The organism is Caulobacter sp. UNC358MFTsu5.1 (assembly GCF_000712075.1).
Lineage (GTDB): Bacteria > Pseudomonadota > Alphaproteobacteria > Caulobacterales > Caulobacteraceae > Caulobacter.
The window spans coordinates 119,824-134,735 of the sequence record NZ_JONW01000005.1 but is presented as its reverse complement, the minus strand read 5'-3'; the positions used below and the strand labels follow the sequence as shown (position 1 = coordinate 134,735).

The 14,912-nt window shown below is 68.8% G+C and carries 18 protein-coding genes; 8 read left to right on the top strand and 10 right to left on the bottom strand.

Annotated features, from left to right (window positions below; all coding sequences use genetic code 11):
* Window positions 1–34 precede the first annotated feature (34 nt).
* From BR39_RS25180 to BR39_RS0102760, 3 genes are all read left to right on the top strand, one after another.
* Window positions 35–598 carry a DUF1003 domain-containing protein gene (locus BR39_RS25180; RefSeq protein ID WP_051695111.1) on the top strand — a complete coding sequence of 188 codons (564 nt, stop codon included), beginning with the start codon at window positions 35–37 and terminating at the stop codon, window positions 596–598.
* A gap of 66 nt (window positions 599–664) precedes the next feature.
* Window positions 665–844 carry a hypothetical protein gene (locus BR39_RS0102765; protein WP_029907494.1) on the top strand — a complete coding sequence of 60 codons (180 nt, stop codon included), beginning with the start codon at window positions 665–667 and terminating at the stop codon, window positions 842–844.
* Between the two features lie 5 nt (window positions 845–849).
* Window positions 850–1,236: a hypothetical protein gene (locus BR39_RS0102760; protein ID WP_051695109.1), complete on the top strand. Its 387-nt coding sequence runs from the start codon at window positions 850–852 to the stop codon at window positions 1,234–1,236.
* Here BR39_RS0102760 and BR39_RS0102755 read toward each other — a convergent pair.
* Complete coding sequence (locus BR39_RS0102755) at window positions 1,233–1,496, bottom strand: DksA/TraR family C4-type zinc finger protein (RefSeq protein ID WP_029907492.1); 264 nt, start codon at window positions 1,494–1,496, stop codon at window positions 1,233–1,235. The two genes, BR39_RS0102760 and BR39_RS0102755, sit on opposite strands and share 4 nt — an antisense overlap.
* 260 nt (window positions 1,497–1,756) lie before the next feature.
* Here BR39_RS0102755 and BR39_RS0102750 point away from each other — a divergent pair, with 260 nt between their 5' ends.
* Together BR39_RS0102750 and xth are read left to right on the top strand one after the other, a co-directional pair.
* Window positions 1,757–2,182, top strand: coding sequence for a hypothetical protein (locus BR39_RS0102750; protein WP_029907491.1), 426 nt, complete (start codon window positions 1,757–1,759; stop codon window positions 2,180–2,182).
* Entirely contained in the window at window positions 2,179–2,952 is a 774-nt protein-coding gene (gene xth / locus BR39_RS0102745) for an exodeoxyribonuclease III (RefSeq protein WP_029907490.1), read from the top strand. Before BR39_RS0102750 ends, xth begins: the two co-directional genes overlap by 4 nt.
* On the opposite strand, the gene BR39_RS0102740 is transcribed toward xth, so the two are convergent.
* The 3 genes from BR39_RS0102740 to BR39_RS0102730 form a co-directional block, all read right to left on the bottom strand.
* The gene (locus tag BR39_RS0102740) at window positions 2,949–3,929 is read right to left on the bottom strand and encodes an ATP-dependent DNA ligase (protein WP_029907489.1); all 981 of its coding nucleotides are present in this window, start codon (window positions 3,927–3,929) and stop codon (window positions 2,949–2,951) included. The two genes, xth and BR39_RS0102740, sit on opposite strands and share 4 nt — an antisense overlap.
* A 49-nt stretch (window positions 3,930–3,978) precedes the next feature.
* The gene (locus BR39_RS0102735; RefSeq protein ID WP_029907488.1) at window positions 3,979–4,200 is read right to left on the bottom strand and encodes a hypothetical protein; all 222 of its coding nucleotides are present in this window, start codon (window positions 4,198–4,200) and stop codon (window positions 3,979–3,981) included.
* Between the two features lie 154 nt (window positions 4,201–4,354).
* The gene (locus tag BR39_RS0102730; RefSeq protein ID WP_051695107.1) at window positions 4,355–5,122 is read right to left on the bottom strand and encodes a Crp/Fnr family transcriptional regulator; all 768 of its coding nucleotides are present in this window, start codon (window positions 5,120–5,122) and stop codon (window positions 4,355–4,357) included.
* 215 nt (window positions 5,123–5,337) lie between these two features.
* On the opposite strand from BR39_RS0102730, the gene BR39_RS0102725 reads away from it, so the two are divergent.
* Window positions 5,338–6,072, top strand: coding sequence for a Crp/Fnr family transcriptional regulator (locus tag BR39_RS0102725; RefSeq protein ID WP_029907486.1), 735 nt, complete (start codon window positions 5,338–5,340; stop codon window positions 6,070–6,072).
* A 6-nt stretch (window positions 6,073–6,078) separates the two neighbouring features.
* On the opposite strand, the gene BR39_RS0102720 is transcribed toward BR39_RS0102725, so the two are convergent.
* The gene (locus BR39_RS0102720) at window positions 6,079–6,729 is read right to left on the bottom strand and encodes a DUF6766 family protein (RefSeq protein ID WP_029907485.1); all 651 of its coding nucleotides are present in this window, start codon (window positions 6,727–6,729) and stop codon (window positions 6,079–6,081) included.
* Window positions 6,726–7,916 carry an alpha/beta fold hydrolase gene (locus BR39_RS0102715; protein WP_051695105.1) on the bottom strand — a complete coding sequence of 397 codons (1,191 nt, stop codon included), beginning with the start codon at window positions 7,914–7,916 and terminating at the stop codon, window positions 6,726–6,728. The genes BR39_RS0102720 and BR39_RS0102715 overlap by 4 nt, the downstream gene beginning before the upstream one ends.
* Before the next feature lie 255 nt (window positions 7,917–8,171).
* On the opposite strand from BR39_RS0102715, the gene BR39_RS0102710 reads away from it, so the two are divergent.
* Window positions 8,172–9,095, top strand: a complete 924-nt coding sequence (locus BR39_RS0102710; protein WP_035018132.1) for a methyltransferase — start codon at window positions 8,172–8,174, stop codon at window positions 9,093–9,095.
* Here BR39_RS0102710 and BR39_RS0102705 read toward each other — a convergent pair.
* From BR39_RS0102705 to BR39_RS0102690, 4 genes are read right to left on the bottom strand one after another with little or no spacing between them, the layout of a single operon-like run.
* A complete protein-coding gene (locus BR39_RS0102705) occupies window positions 9,092–9,922 on the bottom strand; it encodes a cyanophycinase (protein WP_035018131.1) in 831 nt (276 codons plus the stop codon). The two genes, BR39_RS0102710 and BR39_RS0102705, sit on opposite strands and share 4 nt — an antisense overlap.
* The gene (locus tag BR39_RS0102700) at window positions 9,919–10,794 is read right to left on the bottom strand and encodes an isoaspartyl peptidase/L-asparaginase family protein (protein WP_029907481.1); all 876 of its coding nucleotides are present in this window, start codon (window positions 10,792–10,794) and stop codon (window positions 9,919–9,921) included. The genes BR39_RS0102705 and BR39_RS0102700 overlap by 4 nt, the downstream gene beginning before the upstream one ends.
* Complete coding sequence (cphA, locus tag BR39_RS0102695) at window positions 10,787–13,519, bottom strand: cyanophycin synthetase (protein WP_051695103.1); 2,733 nt, start codon at window positions 13,517–13,519, stop codon at window positions 10,787–10,789. The genes BR39_RS0102700 and cphA overlap by 8 nt, the downstream gene beginning before the upstream one ends.
* 1 nt (window position 13,520) lies before the next feature.
* Entirely contained in the window at window positions 13,521–13,721 is a 201-nt protein-coding gene (locus BR39_RS0102690; RefSeq protein WP_029907479.1) for a hypothetical protein, read from the bottom strand.
* 136 nt (window positions 13,722–13,857) lie between these two features.
* Between BR39_RS0102690 and BR39_RS0102685 the strand changes: the two genes are divergently transcribed.
* Window positions 13,858–14,793 carry an iron-containing redox enzyme family protein gene (locus tag BR39_RS0102685; RefSeq protein WP_081916474.1) on the top strand — a complete coding sequence of 312 codons (936 nt, stop codon included), beginning with the start codon at window positions 13,858–13,860 and terminating at the stop codon, window positions 14,791–14,793.
* The last annotated feature ends 119 nt before the right edge of the window (window positions 14,794–14,912 follow it).

Sequence of the window (14,912 nt, the reverse complement as noted above, 5' to 3'; positions counted from 1 at the left end):
AACGCGCCTCGGCCTCGTGCGTCGCCCAGCGGGGGTGACCGGCGTCGTGAGTGAAACGGCGCGACAGCTGGACGCTTCAGCGTCGCCAGGCGATCTGGACGATCACGTCGTCCAGTCCGTCGAGGCGGTAGCCGATTTCCATCGCGAGCATTACCGAGGCGCCAGCGGCCTGCAAAAGGTCATCGACGCGACCACCGAGCGCCTGGGCCGCCCCTGGGCGGTCATCGTCCTGACGGCGATAGTCGGGATATGGGCGGGCCTGGCGGCCTGGCGCGGCGGCGGGCGCGTCGATCAGCCGTCATTCGCCTGGCTGGAGCTGGCGGCCACCATCGCCGCCCTGCTGGTCTCGGTCCTGATCCTCGTCACCCAGCGGCGCGAGGACCAACTGGCGGACCAGCGTGCGCAATTGACCCTGGAACTGGCCCTGCTGGCCGACAAGAGAAGCGCCAAGATCATCGCGTTGCTCGAGGAGCTGCGTCACGATCAGCCCAATGTCGCCGACCGGGTCGATCGCGAATCCGACGCCATGGCCAAGCCGGTCGATCCAGGCGCTGTGGCCGCTTCGATCGCCGCCAATTCGGAAGCGTCCAGAAGCTGAAGCCCGACAAGCCGATCGGGAACCTTGTCGCGTCCGACGGCTTGGTTTTCGGCAAGGAGTCTTCACATGTCCAAACGCGAACTGATCGAACCCACGCCCGGCGACAAGCGCTATGTCCGCCGCGACGACAAAGGCCACTTCACCGAGGCGGCCGATGTCGGCAAGTCCTCGGCCGCCGACCAGCGACGCCATTCCGAGCACGACGCCGGCCCGGGCCAGGGCGACAAGGGTGATCGCCAAGGCTAGGCGCCATGACCTCGCCGGTCATGAAAAGCTATCCGGGAGATCTCGGATTCGATGCGATCGGTGAGGCCTCCGCGCTGACGGAGGATCAAGACAGCGTCGCCGCCCGGCTCGCCCGCTTGGAGGCGCATGCCACGGCGGTCCGCCGGGTCGCGGTCTATCATTTCATCATTCCGCCAGGCGCCGAGGCGGCGTCGTTCAACGCGCCCGATCGGACGCGGGACGCCCAAGATCAGCTACATCTGATCGTGGCCCTCACCGGCGGCTCCATCGCGGACAGGGGCGGCGAGCTTCGCGTGCGCGTTCCGGCCGGCGCGGCCAATCGGTTCGAGGCGCTGGCGCGAGGTCTGATCGAGACGTTTTTGGTCGCTTTCCGGGAGGACGATCCCGCCTAGCGCAGCTGGCTGTCCTTGCTGCCTCGGCGATTGATCCCGCCCAGGACGATGCGGCTGTCACGGCCCGACTGGCAGTGGACGCACGTCCGCACACCGGGCAGCGCCTGACGACGAGCCGCCGGAATGTCCTCGCCGCATTCGACGCAGAAGGCCGTGCCCTCGCCGACGGGCAGGCGGGCGCGAGCGTGCGAGACGCCGTCCGACACCGTGTCGTTGATCTGGTCTAGAACCCCGCCGTCATGCGTCCAGCCGCCGGCCATCGCGTCTCCGATTCATAAGCTTGGTGAAAGAGTCAGATGGGGATGGACACCGGAAAGCTCCACACCGGTTGGGGCAGGAACAGTGCGCCAAAAGCGCGCGGTTCGAGAATCTCGCCGGCCGCGATCACCACGAAATGCGAGCCGGATCGAAGAACAGAAGACAGCCAGCTCGAATGCGGCCGATAGGCCGGTCACGCGTTCCGCAAACCAGGGCGCCCCATGCGCCGACGCCGCGCAGTTCCTTGCGCTCAGGAGCCGTCATGACCTTCGAAGCCGTTTCTTCCGACCCCGCCGTGGCGGCCCCGATCCCGGCGCCCGAAGCGCCAGAAGGCGCCGACCTCCTGATCAAAGCCGCGCCCCACGACGAGGGCTTCTGGGATGGGCATCCCGATGTCGACCGCTACAAGGTGACCATGCACCCCGGTGAGGCGGACCTGGCGGAGTGGACCGTCCTGGTCTGGCTCAAGCCGAACCCCGGCCAGGACCCTGCGCGGATCGCCGCCAACGCCGACATCCCGACCCGTCCGGCCGACGCCGAGTTCGTCGTCCACGCCGCCCATGACCAGGAATTCTTCGGTCGCCATCCCGGCCTGGCCGCGTGGCGGGTCGATCTGCAGCTCAACGAAGACGGTCCCGGCGCGGCGCATAAGATTCAGGTGTGGATGGCTTCGCCGACCGCCGCATGAAGATCGCCACCTACAACGTCAACGGCGTCAACGGCCGCCTGCCGGTGCTGCTGCGCTGGCTGGACGAGGCCCGGCCCGACGTCGTCTGCCTGCAGGAACTCAAGGCCCCGCAGGAGAGGTTTCCGCTCGCGGCGATCGAGGCGGCAGGCTACGGCGCGATCTGGCTGGGCCAGAAGAGCTGGAATGGCGTGGCGATCCTGGCGCGCGGAGATCAGCCGCATGAGACACGCCGCGGCTTGCCGGGCGAAGCCGAGGATTTGCACAGCCGCTATATCGAGGCCGCCGTGAACGGCGTGCTGGTGGGGTGCCTCTACCTGCCCAACGGCAATCCCGCGCCGGGTCCGAAGTTCGATTACAAGCTGCGTTGGTTCGCCCGCTTTCAGGCCTATGCGGCCTCCTTGCTCGAGCACGACGTCCCCATCGTGCTGGCCGGCGATTACAATGTCATGCCCACCGATCTAGACGTCTACAAGCCCGAGCGCTGGCTCAACGACGCCTTGTTTCGTCCCGAAGTGCGCGAAGCCTATCGTCGCCTGGTCGATCAGGGCTGGACCGATGCCCTGCGTACGCTCCATCCCGACGAGCGGATCTACACCTTCTGGGACTACTTCCGGAACGCCTACGGGCGGGACGCGGGGCTGCGGATCGACCACCTGCTGCTCAGTCCCCAGTTGGCGCCGAGACTGTCGCGGGCCCAGGTCGATCGTCACGTCCGTGGCTGGGACAAGACCAGTGACCACGCCCCGACCTGGATCGAGCTCGACGCCTAGGCGATCTGCTCCATCCGACACTGGCCGGGCGCCTTGTCGGGCCGGAAGCGGATCAGCTTCGTGCCGTGGCGAAAACGCCCGCCCGAAACGTGGTCGAACGACACCTCCACGACGATCTCGGGCGAGAGCGGGGTCCACTGGCTGGACCGCTCGTCCGACCAGCGGCTGGGCCCGCCGGGCGCGTCGCCGGTGAAGCCGCTGCCGCCGGCCAGGGCCTCGAGCCGCCGGGTCAGGGCCGGCTTGTCGGCGGCCGCGAGGCCGGAGGTGAAGCCGACATGGTCGAGCAGGCCTTTGTCGTCGTAGAGGCCCAGCAGCAGAGACCCGACCAGCTTGCTGTCCTTGCCGTATCGAAATCCGCCGACCACGCAGTCGGCCGTGCGCTGGCGCTTGACCTTGATCATCGCCCGCTCGCCCTCGGCATAGGGGCCGTCCACGCGCTTGGCGACGATCCCTTCCAGCTTGCCCTCGTCGAGCCAGGCCTGGGCGAGGGTCGCGTCCTCGGTCCCTTTCGTCAGCGTCAGGCGAGGGCCGCCGTGGCGCTCAAGGAAGGCGGTCAGGACGGCGTGCCGCCGGCGCCAGGGCGCGTCGCGCAGGTCAGCGCCGTCGGGCGCCTGCAGCATGTCGAAGGCGGCGAGGATGGCCGGCGTCTCGGCCGACAGGCGAAGGATGCGGCTTTGCGCCGGATGCAACCGCATCTGCAAGGCCTCGAAGGAGAAACCATCGTTCATGGGGATCAGCAATTCGCCGTCGAGCGCGAAGCTGTCCTCGGGAAGGGCCGCCAGCAGATCGACGACCTCGGGGAAGTAGCGGGTCAGCGGCTTGCCGGACTTGGCCTGCAAGGTCACGACCCGGCCCTGCCGGAAGGCCAGGCAGCGGAAGCCGTCCCATTTGGGCTCGTACCACCAGCCCGCATCGCTCGGCAGGGCCGGCGCCGACTGGGCCTCCATGGCCTGGGCCTGGGTCAGGCGGTTGGTCATTTAAGATCCCTTCCGTCACATAGCGCCACGCGCGATACGACGTTCCGCGTCAGAGCCGGCCCGAAGCCGCGCCGTCCCAGATCGTGCGGCCTCGGTCATCGCGGACTACGATACGCAGGGCCACGCCGGCATCGGCGGAGAGGGCCCGGTCGCGCAGGATTTCCGATAGTAAAAGCAGCGCCTGGCGTGCGGCGGAGGCGTCGTCGGCGGCTTCGACGACTTCGAGCGTCGGTCGCACCTCGCCCGAAATATCGAAGTGATAGGTCTTCATCGCCGCACCTCGCGCGGTCTGGCCCGCCTTTGATCAAGGTTCCCTGAGCGGCGCTGTTCCACGTCCAATGCCGATAGGCGGCTCAACGGTGAGCTTTGGTTGACCGCTCACGCCTTGCCTGGTCGCGCTTGCGATCAATTGATCGGACTATGGGTCAGGCCTCGTCAGGGCTTATCGCGTGACGTCGGGCGGTCGTGACTGTGGCCTGCTCTGCGGGATCCTGTTGCGGCCGCAGCCGCTCGGCGTCAAACGACCCTAGGGCCGCGAGCTTGTCCCAGTCGTCGATTTGCAGCGTCCCGTTGCGCAGTGTTGCCAGACCGTCGTCGCGCAGGCCCCGAAGCACGCGGTGGATGTGGACGACCGAAAGGCCCAAGGCGTCGGCGATGTCGCCCTGCACGGCGGGGAACTCGCAGTGACCGTCCCGCGCCAGCTGCAGCGCCTGCTGCCGCCAATAGACCTCGCACAGCAGATTGGCGGTCCTCGCCGCGGCCGAGCGCCGTCCCAGGCCGATCATCCAGTTGCGCTGCTGTTGGGCCTCGGTCAGCACGACACGGCAGAGGGCGGCCAGCAGATTAGGATGCGCGCGGACCATCGTGCGCAGTTCGTGGGTAGTGGTCTTGCGCACCTCGCACGACCCAAGGGCCTGCACCTCGTGATCGGCGCCGACGAACAGCCCAGCCATATCGATCAGGTCGCCGGGCGTGGCGACGCCGAAGATCTGCCGCCCGCCGTCTGGCAGCACGCGCTGCCTGACCGCCAGGCCGCGCGACAGAAGTCGCAACTGCGATCGTCCGCCCGCCGCCAGGATCGTTTGTCCCGCCTCGAAGCGCTCGACGGTCTGGGTGCACGACATCAGGCTGTCGCGGACGCTGTCGCGCAAGGGACCGAAGCGGTCCAGGCTGGCGATGAGCAGGCGGCTCAAGCAGGCCCTCTTAGGGCTGGGGCTCGCTGAACCCTGTCGGCGCCGCCGCGTTCGATAGGTCTGGTCGACACAGAGCCTCCGTGGATCGACACATCCTAGGCGGATGGGCGGAGGCGGGCGTTGATCTAGGTTAGTTCGACCGATCATTTGATGTGCGATCAGTCGGCCGACCGACCGGTCTTGACCCAGAGCGGGACGTAGCGTCCCTGAGCGCCATGTCCTCATCACCGACGATTACGCCCCTGATCCACAAGCTGGCGCGGCGCGACGCCTTGTCCGACGAGGAGCGCAGCGTCCTGGCGGGCCTGCTCGGACCCGAACGGCACGTTCCGGCCGGCGGTTTGCTGGTCGAACCGGGCGACCGGCCCGGCTTCAGCACCTTCCTGGTGAGTGGATTTTGCGCGCGCTACAGCCTGACCGTGGACGGCGGCCGGCAACTGACCGAGGTCAATGTCCCGGGCGATTTCGTCGATCTTCACAGTCTGCTGATGCGCCAGATGGACCACGGCGTCGTGGCGCTGGGCGACTGCGTCATCGCGCCCGCCGCCCACGCCGACCTGCGACGGCTGACCGAAAGCCATCCGCACCTGGCGCGGCTCCTGTGGCTGGAGACCGTGGTCGATGGAGCCATTCATCGCCAATGGCTGGTGACCATGGGACAGCAGAATGCAGCCAGTCGTCTGGCTCACCTGGTCTGCGAGCTCTACCGCCGCCTGGAGAGCGCGGGTCTGGCGCGCGACTACCGGTTCAGCATTCCCATGACCCAGGTCGATCTAGGCGATGTCCTTGGCCTGACGCCCGTCCACGTCAACCGCGTCCTGATGGACCTGCGCCAGCAAGGTCTGCTCGAATGGAGGGCGGGCCTGGTGACCATTCCCGATTGGGACAGCCTGGTGAGCCTCGGACAGTTCGACCCGACCTACCTTCGTCTGCAGAGCGACGTGGTTTGAGCCTGGCTAGGCCCCAGTCTGGCCGTGCGACGCGGCCACGGGCTTGGACTCCGGTGAACTCTTCTGGCGCAGGACAATGGAGAGCACCACCAGCGCCGCGGTCGACAGGAACTCGCTCTGCCAATTCTGGAAGGACTCGAACCACAACTGCGGGTCGCCCAGATAGGCCAGCGCCGAAACTCCTACCCGGCCATGCTCGGCGGCCTCCTGCGCCGCCGCCTTTGCGCTGAACGTCCAGTGCAGGAGGAACGAGGCCACGAACAGCAGGCCCAGGGCGATGCCCAGAGAATGGGCATAGAGCCAGCCAAGCGCGCCGCCGACACGCGCGAAGCGAGGAGCCTTGGAATTCCGGCTGGGCAGGCGATCGCGTTCCGGCGCGTCCGGATCCTTGGATTCCGATGAGCCGCGCTGGATCAGGAACGCCGTCAGGACGACGTAGACCGCCATCTGCAGGAATTCGCTCTCCCAGTTCTCGAACACCGTCGAGATGAACATCGGGTCGGAGAGATAGATCAACGGGCCGATGGCCGCCTGGCCGTGGCGCTGCAGGTCCTCGACCGCCACCCGCCACCCGGTCAGCCACTGGCCGACCAAGCTGGCGGCGAACATCAGCATCAGAACCAAGGTGAGGCTGTTGTCCTTGATCCAACGCGTCATGATCGCTCTCCGACCTCAAGACCGTGGTCACGGATCGTGTGCACCTCGAACGCGGCCCGAGGCGCCGGGCTCCAGGCGGTCAGGCAGAAGGCCTCGATCTTTTCGAGGTAGATGTCGTGCCGCTCGAGGAAGCCCATGTGGTTGGCCGCGTCGATGGTCAGCAACTGGCCGCCCGGCGTCGCGCGGGCCAGCACCTGGCTTGCCGACTTCAGCGTGACGATATCTTCGTCTCCGGCCAGGATCAGGATCGGCGACGTCACGGCCTGCAGTGCGCCGTCGGCGTCCCAGTCGAACATCGCCAGGTTGCCCCGCGCGAGGGCGGCCGGTGGGTTGCGAGTGGCCAGAAGGGTGGTGTGCTCCAGCTGGCTGTGCGTCACGTGCTCGGCGAACCCCAGGCGGTTGGCTAGGTGGGCCGAACCGCTCAGATAGCTTTGCCAGGCCGACAGCCAGGCCAGGGGCTGCAACAGGATGGCCAACCGCAGGACCGGTTCGAGGACTGGCCAGCGCAGGGCTTGGGCCAGGGGCGCCAGGACCATGGTCTTCAGGGGATTGGTGTAGGTGGTGTTGACCAGCACCACGCCCGCCATGGCCTCGGCCGAGCCGGGATGGTCGCGAATGAGGGTCTGGATGGTCATGCCGCCGATGCTGTGGCCAACCAGCACGGCCGGCGCGCCCGCGAAGGCCATCACAGCCCGCAGGTCCTGCGCGAAGTGGGAAAGGTCCACCGCGCCCTTCGCCGCGCGCGAGCGGCCAAGGCCCGCCAAGTCCCAGACGATGACACGGTAGCGGGCGGTCAGGGCGCGGCGGAGATAAAACCAAATGGTGCTGTCCAGGCCCCAGCCGTGGGTCAGGATCACGGTCGGCCCGTTCGCCGGGCCGTGGACTTCCACATAAAGCCGCGAGCCGGTCGGGCTATCCAGGAACTGGCCCTCGCCGCGCTCCGGTCGGCTGGGATCGCTGTCGCGGCGGGCCAGGAGCGGCGTGATCACCAGGCGACCCAGGAACGACCAGGCCAGCAGCCCCAGGCCCAGCCACAGACGCCAGTCGTCGCGGACGTGCAGCGCGTGGCCGGCCGCGTCGAGCATCCATCGCCCGTCGTACCAGGACCACAGGGCGTATCCGCCGGCCGCCAGCACGGCCAGGGACAACAGCGAGAGCGCGATCCGCGCGAGGATGATCAGGGGCATTGCAGCTTTCGGGAACCACGCGTTTTGCGTGTGACTGTAACCGTTGGTCCCCGGGGGTGTTCCGCCCGCCTTCCGGCCGGCCGGAAGGGAACGGTGGGGCGAGCCTGGACTTAAAGGGGCAGGCGCGGGCTCTGGTCTCGCGTCCAGCATCGACGACGCCCCGAAACGGGCCGCCCGACGCTGAACAATCGCTGGGCGCTCGCTCGGCCACGACATCAAAAGATAGGGCCGTTGATGGCCCCAGGGAGATCAGACTTGGACAGATCCTCGGCGCTCGGCGCCCTGCTGGCGGCGCTCGACGCGCGGGCCTACGACTTCGTCACGCCCACGCCGTCGGTCTGCCGGCGGGCGGCGGAACGGCGGTTGTCACAAGGCGATCCGCTCCGGGCCATCCTCGGCTGGAGCCAGACCTTCGACCGCGACGAGCTTGAGCCCGCGCTGTTCGACCTGCTGGCGGTGGGGGACGCGCTGATCGAGGAAAGGGGGCGGTTCCGGAGTAAGCTGCGGGTGTCGCGTCTGGCTGGAACCCTGTTCTTGCATTCGGCCTTTCCGGCGACGGCCGCCGATGCGGTATTCCTGGGGCCGGACTCTTACCGCTTCGCCCGCCTGATCGCCCAGGCCACGGCTGGCGACCGCGTCGGCTCGATCGCGGAGATCGGCTGCGGCGCGGGGGTCGGCGGACTGACCGCCGCCAGGCTCTTTCCCGGCGCGCGGCTGACGCTCGGTGACGTCAACCCCCGCGCCCTGGAGTTGGCTTCGATCAACGCCGCCCATGCCGGGGTCGCGTTCGAAGCGCGGCTGAGCGACGGCATGGCCTCTCTCGACGGGCCGTACGATCTCATTGTCGCCAATCCGCCCTATGTCGCCGGAGAGTCCGGCCGGGCCTACAAGGACGGCGGCGACCTGCGCGGCGCGCGCCTGTCGCTGGACTGGAGCGGCCAGGCTCTGGAGCGCCTGAGCGTCGGCGGCAAGTTCGTGCTCTACACCGGCAGCGCCATCCTGGACGGCGGGATCGACGCCTTCCGTTCGGCTCTCGAAGGCCTGGTGGCGAGCTCGTCTCACCATCTCACCTACGAAGAGCTGGATCCCGACATCTTCGGCGGCGAGTTGCGGCGTGAGGCCTATGCCGACGTTGAGCGCATCGCCGCCGTCGGGGCGGTCATCCGGCGCGCGGGCTAGGTCTCCGCCGGCGCCGGCGCGGCAGGCTGGCCGTGCGGCCGCCGCGTGGTCAGGTTCAGCCCGTCGCCGCTGGCCAGGACGTGGAGGCGGACGTCGAAGATGGACAGGGCCCGCTCGGCCCGGGCCTCGGCGACGTTCGAGGCGCTGACCCCCTCGGCGTCGACCACATAGACCGCGCCGCTGCCGATCACCTTGAAATCGTCGCCCTGGAGGACGATGGCGGTGTCCTCGTCGATGCCGACGCCCAGGACGCGCGGGCTCTGGGCGACCGCACCCAGCAGACGTCCGATCCGGCCGCGCTCGGCGAAGTGCTGGTCTATGATCGCGTCGCGCACCAGGCCTAGGCCGGGGGCCATCTGCAGGTCGCCGATCCGATGGGTCTCGGAACTGGCGCCGCGGACCATCATGGTGTCGCTCATCACCGACGCGCCCGCCGAGGTGCCGGCCAGCACGCCGCCGGCTTTCCAAATCTCGCGGATCCGCGCTTCGATGGGGGTGTCGCCGATCTGGCTGCTGATCCGCAGCTGATCGCCGCCGGAGAAGAACACCCCCGCAGCCCCGTCCAGCAGGGCCAGTTTGCCGGGGTCATGCGCCTCGGCGCGGTCGTCGACATAGAGCTCGACCAAGTCAGTCACGCCCAGCGGGGCGAACGCCTTCTGATAGGTCTCGAAATAGCCCTCCGGCGCATGCGAGGCGACGGTGGCCAGCACCAGGCGGCCGCCCTTGAGACGTTCGGCCACGGCCTTGAGGATGACCTTGTCGCCTTCCTTGTCCTCGTGCCCCCCGATGATGATCAGCGGGCCTTCCGCGGCGGGAGGTGCGGTCATGTCGGTTCTTTCTGGGCGTCTTCGGCCCGGTTCACGAAGGCCTGCGCGAGATGTCCCGCGCGGGCGTGGGCGACGGCGAAGTGGGCGCTGTTGTGACCCCAGTCGAGGCGGCCGTCGGCGTCGATGACGATCAGGCCGGCCTCGCCGCCGACCCGCGCCAGGCGGGCCAGGGCCGCAGCGATGGCCTCGCCCGGGGGAAGGGCTTCCAGGCTGTGCATGAGGCGCGCGGCCAAGGTGGTGCGGATCAGGCTCTCGCCGTCGCCCGACAGCGACACCCCGCCGACGGCGTTGTCGGCGTAGAGGCCGCAGCCGGGCAGGGGGGAGTCGCCGACCCGGCCCTGGTGGCAGCCGGTCAGACCGCCGGTCGAGGTGCCCGCCGCCAGATTGCCGTGGATATCCAGGGCGACGCAACCGACGGTGTCGCAGCCGGGATCGCCGGGCCGCTCGACGACAAGGTCAGCGGGCTCGCAGAGCTCGGCGTCATGCTCCCTGGCGAAGCATTCCGCGCCGTGCCCGATTAGAAGGACCGGTGTTTCGGGCAGCATGGCGGCGGCGACCGAGATCGGGTGACGCAGGCGTTGTACGGCCGCGACGCCGCCGACCGCCAGGGTTCGGCCGTCCATGATCGCGGCGTCGCACTCGACCTCGCCCTTGGCGTTGCGCACGGCCCCGTAGCCGGCGTTGAAGGCCGGATCGTCCTCGAGGGCGCGGACCGCGGCCTCCACCGCGTCCAGGGCGTCGCCGCCCGCTTCGAGGATGGCTTGGCCGGCCGCCAGGGCCAGCAGGCAGCCGTCGCGATGCGCCTGTTCCTGGTCGGGCGCGATCGTCTTGGCCCCGCCGTGCAGGATGATCGCCCAGGCGGTCTCAGGCATGGAGGGCGTCCTGTCCGGCGTTGGAAAGGGGCGGGGATGCGGCTTGAAAGGCCACCACCTGGTTCCAGACCGCCCCGACGGCGGTCGGGAAGACCAGGACCAAGTCACCCGGCCGGGCCATGCGCAGCGCGGCGTCGACGGAGCGGGACTCGCTGGCGATGCGATGCAGCCGTTCGGCGGGAAAGCCGGCCTCCAGCGCGCCCTGGGTCAGAAGAGACAGCACCGATCCTTCCGGACGCCCACGGCCGTCGGGCAGCTCGCGGAAGATCAGGTCGTCGAACATCTCCGCCGCGATCGCGCCCATCTCCAGGATGTCCTCGTCGCGGCGGTCTCCCGGGATGCTGACCACGCCGATCACCCGGCCGACCGACGGCCGCAGCTGAGTCACCAGCTGGCCCATCGCCCGCATGGCGCCGGGATTGTGGGCGTAATCGACGATGACCCGGAAGCCGTGCGCGTCGTGGACGTTGAACCGTCCCGGATTTTCCGCGTGCGAAGAGGTGAAGGCTCGCAGAGCCCTGGCCATCACCTCTGGCGCCGCGCCCAGGCCATGCCCGGCGGCGACCGCCGCCAGGGCGTTGGCGACGTTGAACCGGGCCTGGCCGTTCAGGGTGGCGGGGATCTCGTCCGCTCGAAGGATCGGCCAGCGCCGACCCTTGTCGTAGAGGACGATGTCCCCGCCGCCGACGGAGGGTTCCAACGCGACCAGCAGTCCACCCTCGGCTTGGTGCTTCTGCAGGAAAGGGCTCATCTCCAGCCCGCCTTCGAGCGTGAAGTAAGCGATCCGTCCACCGGCGTGACGCGCCATGCGCAGGGTCAGGGGATCGTCGCCGTTGAGGACGCTGACGCCGCGGCGCGAGACCGACTCCGTGACGATCGACTTGACCGCCGCCAGGTCCTCCAGCGTATCGACGCCCTTCAGGCCCAGATGGTCAGCCGTGACGTTCAGGACGACGCCGACGTCACAGCGGTCGAAGGCCAAACCCTCGCGCAACATGCCGCCACGCGCGGTCTCGAGCACCGCGACCTCAACCGTCGGGTCGCGCAGCACCATGCGCGCGCTCTTGGGCCCACTGGCGTCGGCCTCGAGAATCTTCTCGTCGTTGATGTAGACGCCGGTCGTGTTGGTCAGGCCCACCGTCTTGCCCATCTCGCGGGCGATGCGGGAGACCATGCGCACGACCGTCGACTTGCCGTTGGTGCCGGTGACCGCGACGATCGGGATGCGGCTGCGTCCGCCTGGTGGGAAAAGGTTGGCGATCACGGCCTTGGCCACGTCGCGGGGCTGGCCCTGGGACGGCTCCAGATGCATGCGGAAGCCCGGGGCGGCGTTGATCTCGACGATGCCGCCGCCGGTCTCGCGCACGGAGCGGGTGATGTCGGGCGCCATGAAGTCGATGCCGGCCACATCCAGTCCGACGGTCAGGGCGGCTCGGCGGGCGATGGCGGCGTTGTCGGGATGGATCTCGTCGGTCCGGTCGATCGCCGTGCCGCCCGTCGAAAGGTTGGCGGTGGCGCGCAAGGTGACCGCCGCACCGGCGGCGGGAACATCATCCAGTCCCAGGCCGGCGCGGGCCAGCATCTCGCGCACCTGGTCGTCGACGACGATCCGGGTCATGACCTGCTCGTGGCCGACGCCCCGTCGAGGGTCCTGGTTCACCGTCTCGATCAGGTCCAGCACCGTGCCGCGACCGTCGCCGACGACCTGGGCGGGCACCCGCTCGGCCACGGCGACCACCTGACCACCGACCACCAGGATCCGGTAGTCACGGCCGACATACTGCTCCTCGACGATCACGCGGCGGCCGTGTTTGATCGCCTGCTCATAGCCCCACCGCACCTGCTCGGGCGTCTCCAAGCCCAGGCTGACGCCGCGGCCGTGATTGCCGTCCAGGGGCTTGAGCACCACCGGTCCCTTGATCCGCGCGGCCTGGGCCTGGGCCTCGTCGAGCGTGCGCACGACACCGCCGCGAGGGACGGGGACGCCGGCGGCCGCCAACAGGGTCTTGGTCAGGGCCTTGTCGCCCGCGGTCACGACGGCGATGTGGCTGGTCTGGCCGGTGATGCTGGCGCGGATCAGCTTTCGACGCGCGCCCCAGCCCAGTTGTACGAGGCTCTGCTCATCCAGGCGCTGGGCGGGGATGCCGCGGCGGCGGGCTTCCTGCACCAGGGACCGCGTGGTCGGGCCCAGCGTCTCACGGCGCGAGATCGCCCGCAATTGCTCCAAGGTGCGGGGCAAATCGAACAGCGGCGGCGTCAGGTCGCTGAACGGCGGGGCCACGCGGTCCAGACCCTCCACGCCCCGCAGGTCGCGGGGCAGCAGGCTGTGGACCAACTCGATGGCGGCGCGTCCGGCGGCCCGGCCCAGGCCTTCGCCCTCATAGGCGTAGAGGATGTTGTAGACGCCGGGACGCCCCTTGACCGAACGGGTCTTGCCGCGCCCGACCTCCACCCCGACCCGCTTCTGCAGCTCCAGGGCGACGTGCTCGATCACGTGGCCGAGCCACGTTCCCTCGCGCATCCGCAGCAGCAGCCCGCCATGGGACTTATAGGAACAGCCGTGCGCCTCGAGGCTCGGCAGGGCCGCCATCAAATGATCGGTGAAGCCCGGGAGCCGGTTGGTCGGCCAGGCTTCAAGAGCGCCGAGGTCCAGCTGGATGCGAACCATGGGCCGGGCGGCGTAGAGATGCGGCCCGCGATAGGTCGCCGCCTCTAGGATGCGCATGTCAGGCGGCCTTTGCGGAAAGCTGCGAAACCCGCCGAAGATCGGGAGATACGATGTCCCTGATCACCAGGGCTGCGGCCAGCTTCCGCGTGGCCACCAGGCCCTGGGCGCGAAGCTGACCGTCCAGATCGAAGGTCCGCCACAGCCAGGCGCCGGAGCTTGTCGGGGCGATCGAGAACCTCACCATCGGATCGTCGTGCATGTCGTCACCTACCGAGAACGGGATGCAAGAACACGCCTTCCATGGGCCGGTTCCGGGTGGTTCCTCTACGGGCTCGGCGACCTATCGGATGATGGTTTGGCGGGAACCCAGGACGCGCTGAGGGTCTTACGCCGCCATGATCAACACGTTCGCCCACCGTCCCCAGGTCAGCCCGGCCAATACGCCGGCGCTGGACGACTCCGCCGCCATCGACGCGGCGCTCCAGCGGCGCCTGTCGCGCTGGAACCACCGCCGGCTCGACCCGGCCAAGCCCCACGCCGACTGGGAAGCCGACCTTGCGGAAGAGCACACGATGCGCCAGCTGGAAGGCGCCTTCGTCGAAAGCCAGCGCCTGCTGGTCGCCGACCGCGCCGCCGCCGCGCCCAGCGACGTCGAAGGTTTCATCGCCTGGTTCGAAGGGCTGAAGGTCGACGGTCCAGGCCAGGACGATCCCCTGTTCCCGTGGCTCGAGAGGGCCGCCGACTTCGAGTCGATGCGCTGGTTCCTTGAGCAAGAAGTGGCGGGCGAAGCCGGCTTCGACGATCTGGTCGCCCTGACCCAGGTGAAGATGCCTGTCGTCGCCAAGCTGGAGCTGGCTCGCAATTACTGGGACGAGATGGGGCGCGGCGCGCAGGCCGGCATGCACGGGCCGATGCTGGACCAGCTAGCCCAGGCCCTGGAGCTACGGCCGGCGATAGAGACGACCGAACCGGCGTCGCTGGCCTTGGGCAACACGCTCGTCGCCTTCGCGACCACGCGGCGCTACGCCTACCACGCTGTTGGCGCGCTGGGCGCGGTGGAGCTGACCGCGCCCTGGCGCGCCGATCTGGTCGCCAAGGGGCTCAAGCGCCTGGGCGTGGGCAAGACGCGCAAGTACTTCGCGCTGCACGCCACGCTCGACATCGCCCATTCGGAAGCCTGGAACGCCGAGGTCCTGCGCCCGCTGGTCACGGCCGATCCCGACTGCGCGCGGTTCATCGCCGAAGGCGCGCTCATGCGCCTGGAAGCCGGCCGCCGCTGCTACGAGGCCTACCGTGCACATCTATGGCCGTCGCTGGCCGCGACCGGTTGAAGCAGAGGCTAACGCTCTAGTCCTGACGCCCGAAGGTCCGCTTTGTGAAGCGATCGTTGGGTTGGCTTATGGCGCCGCTCGGCCTGCTCAGAGCGTCGGTGTTTTTTGGGCCAACGCAC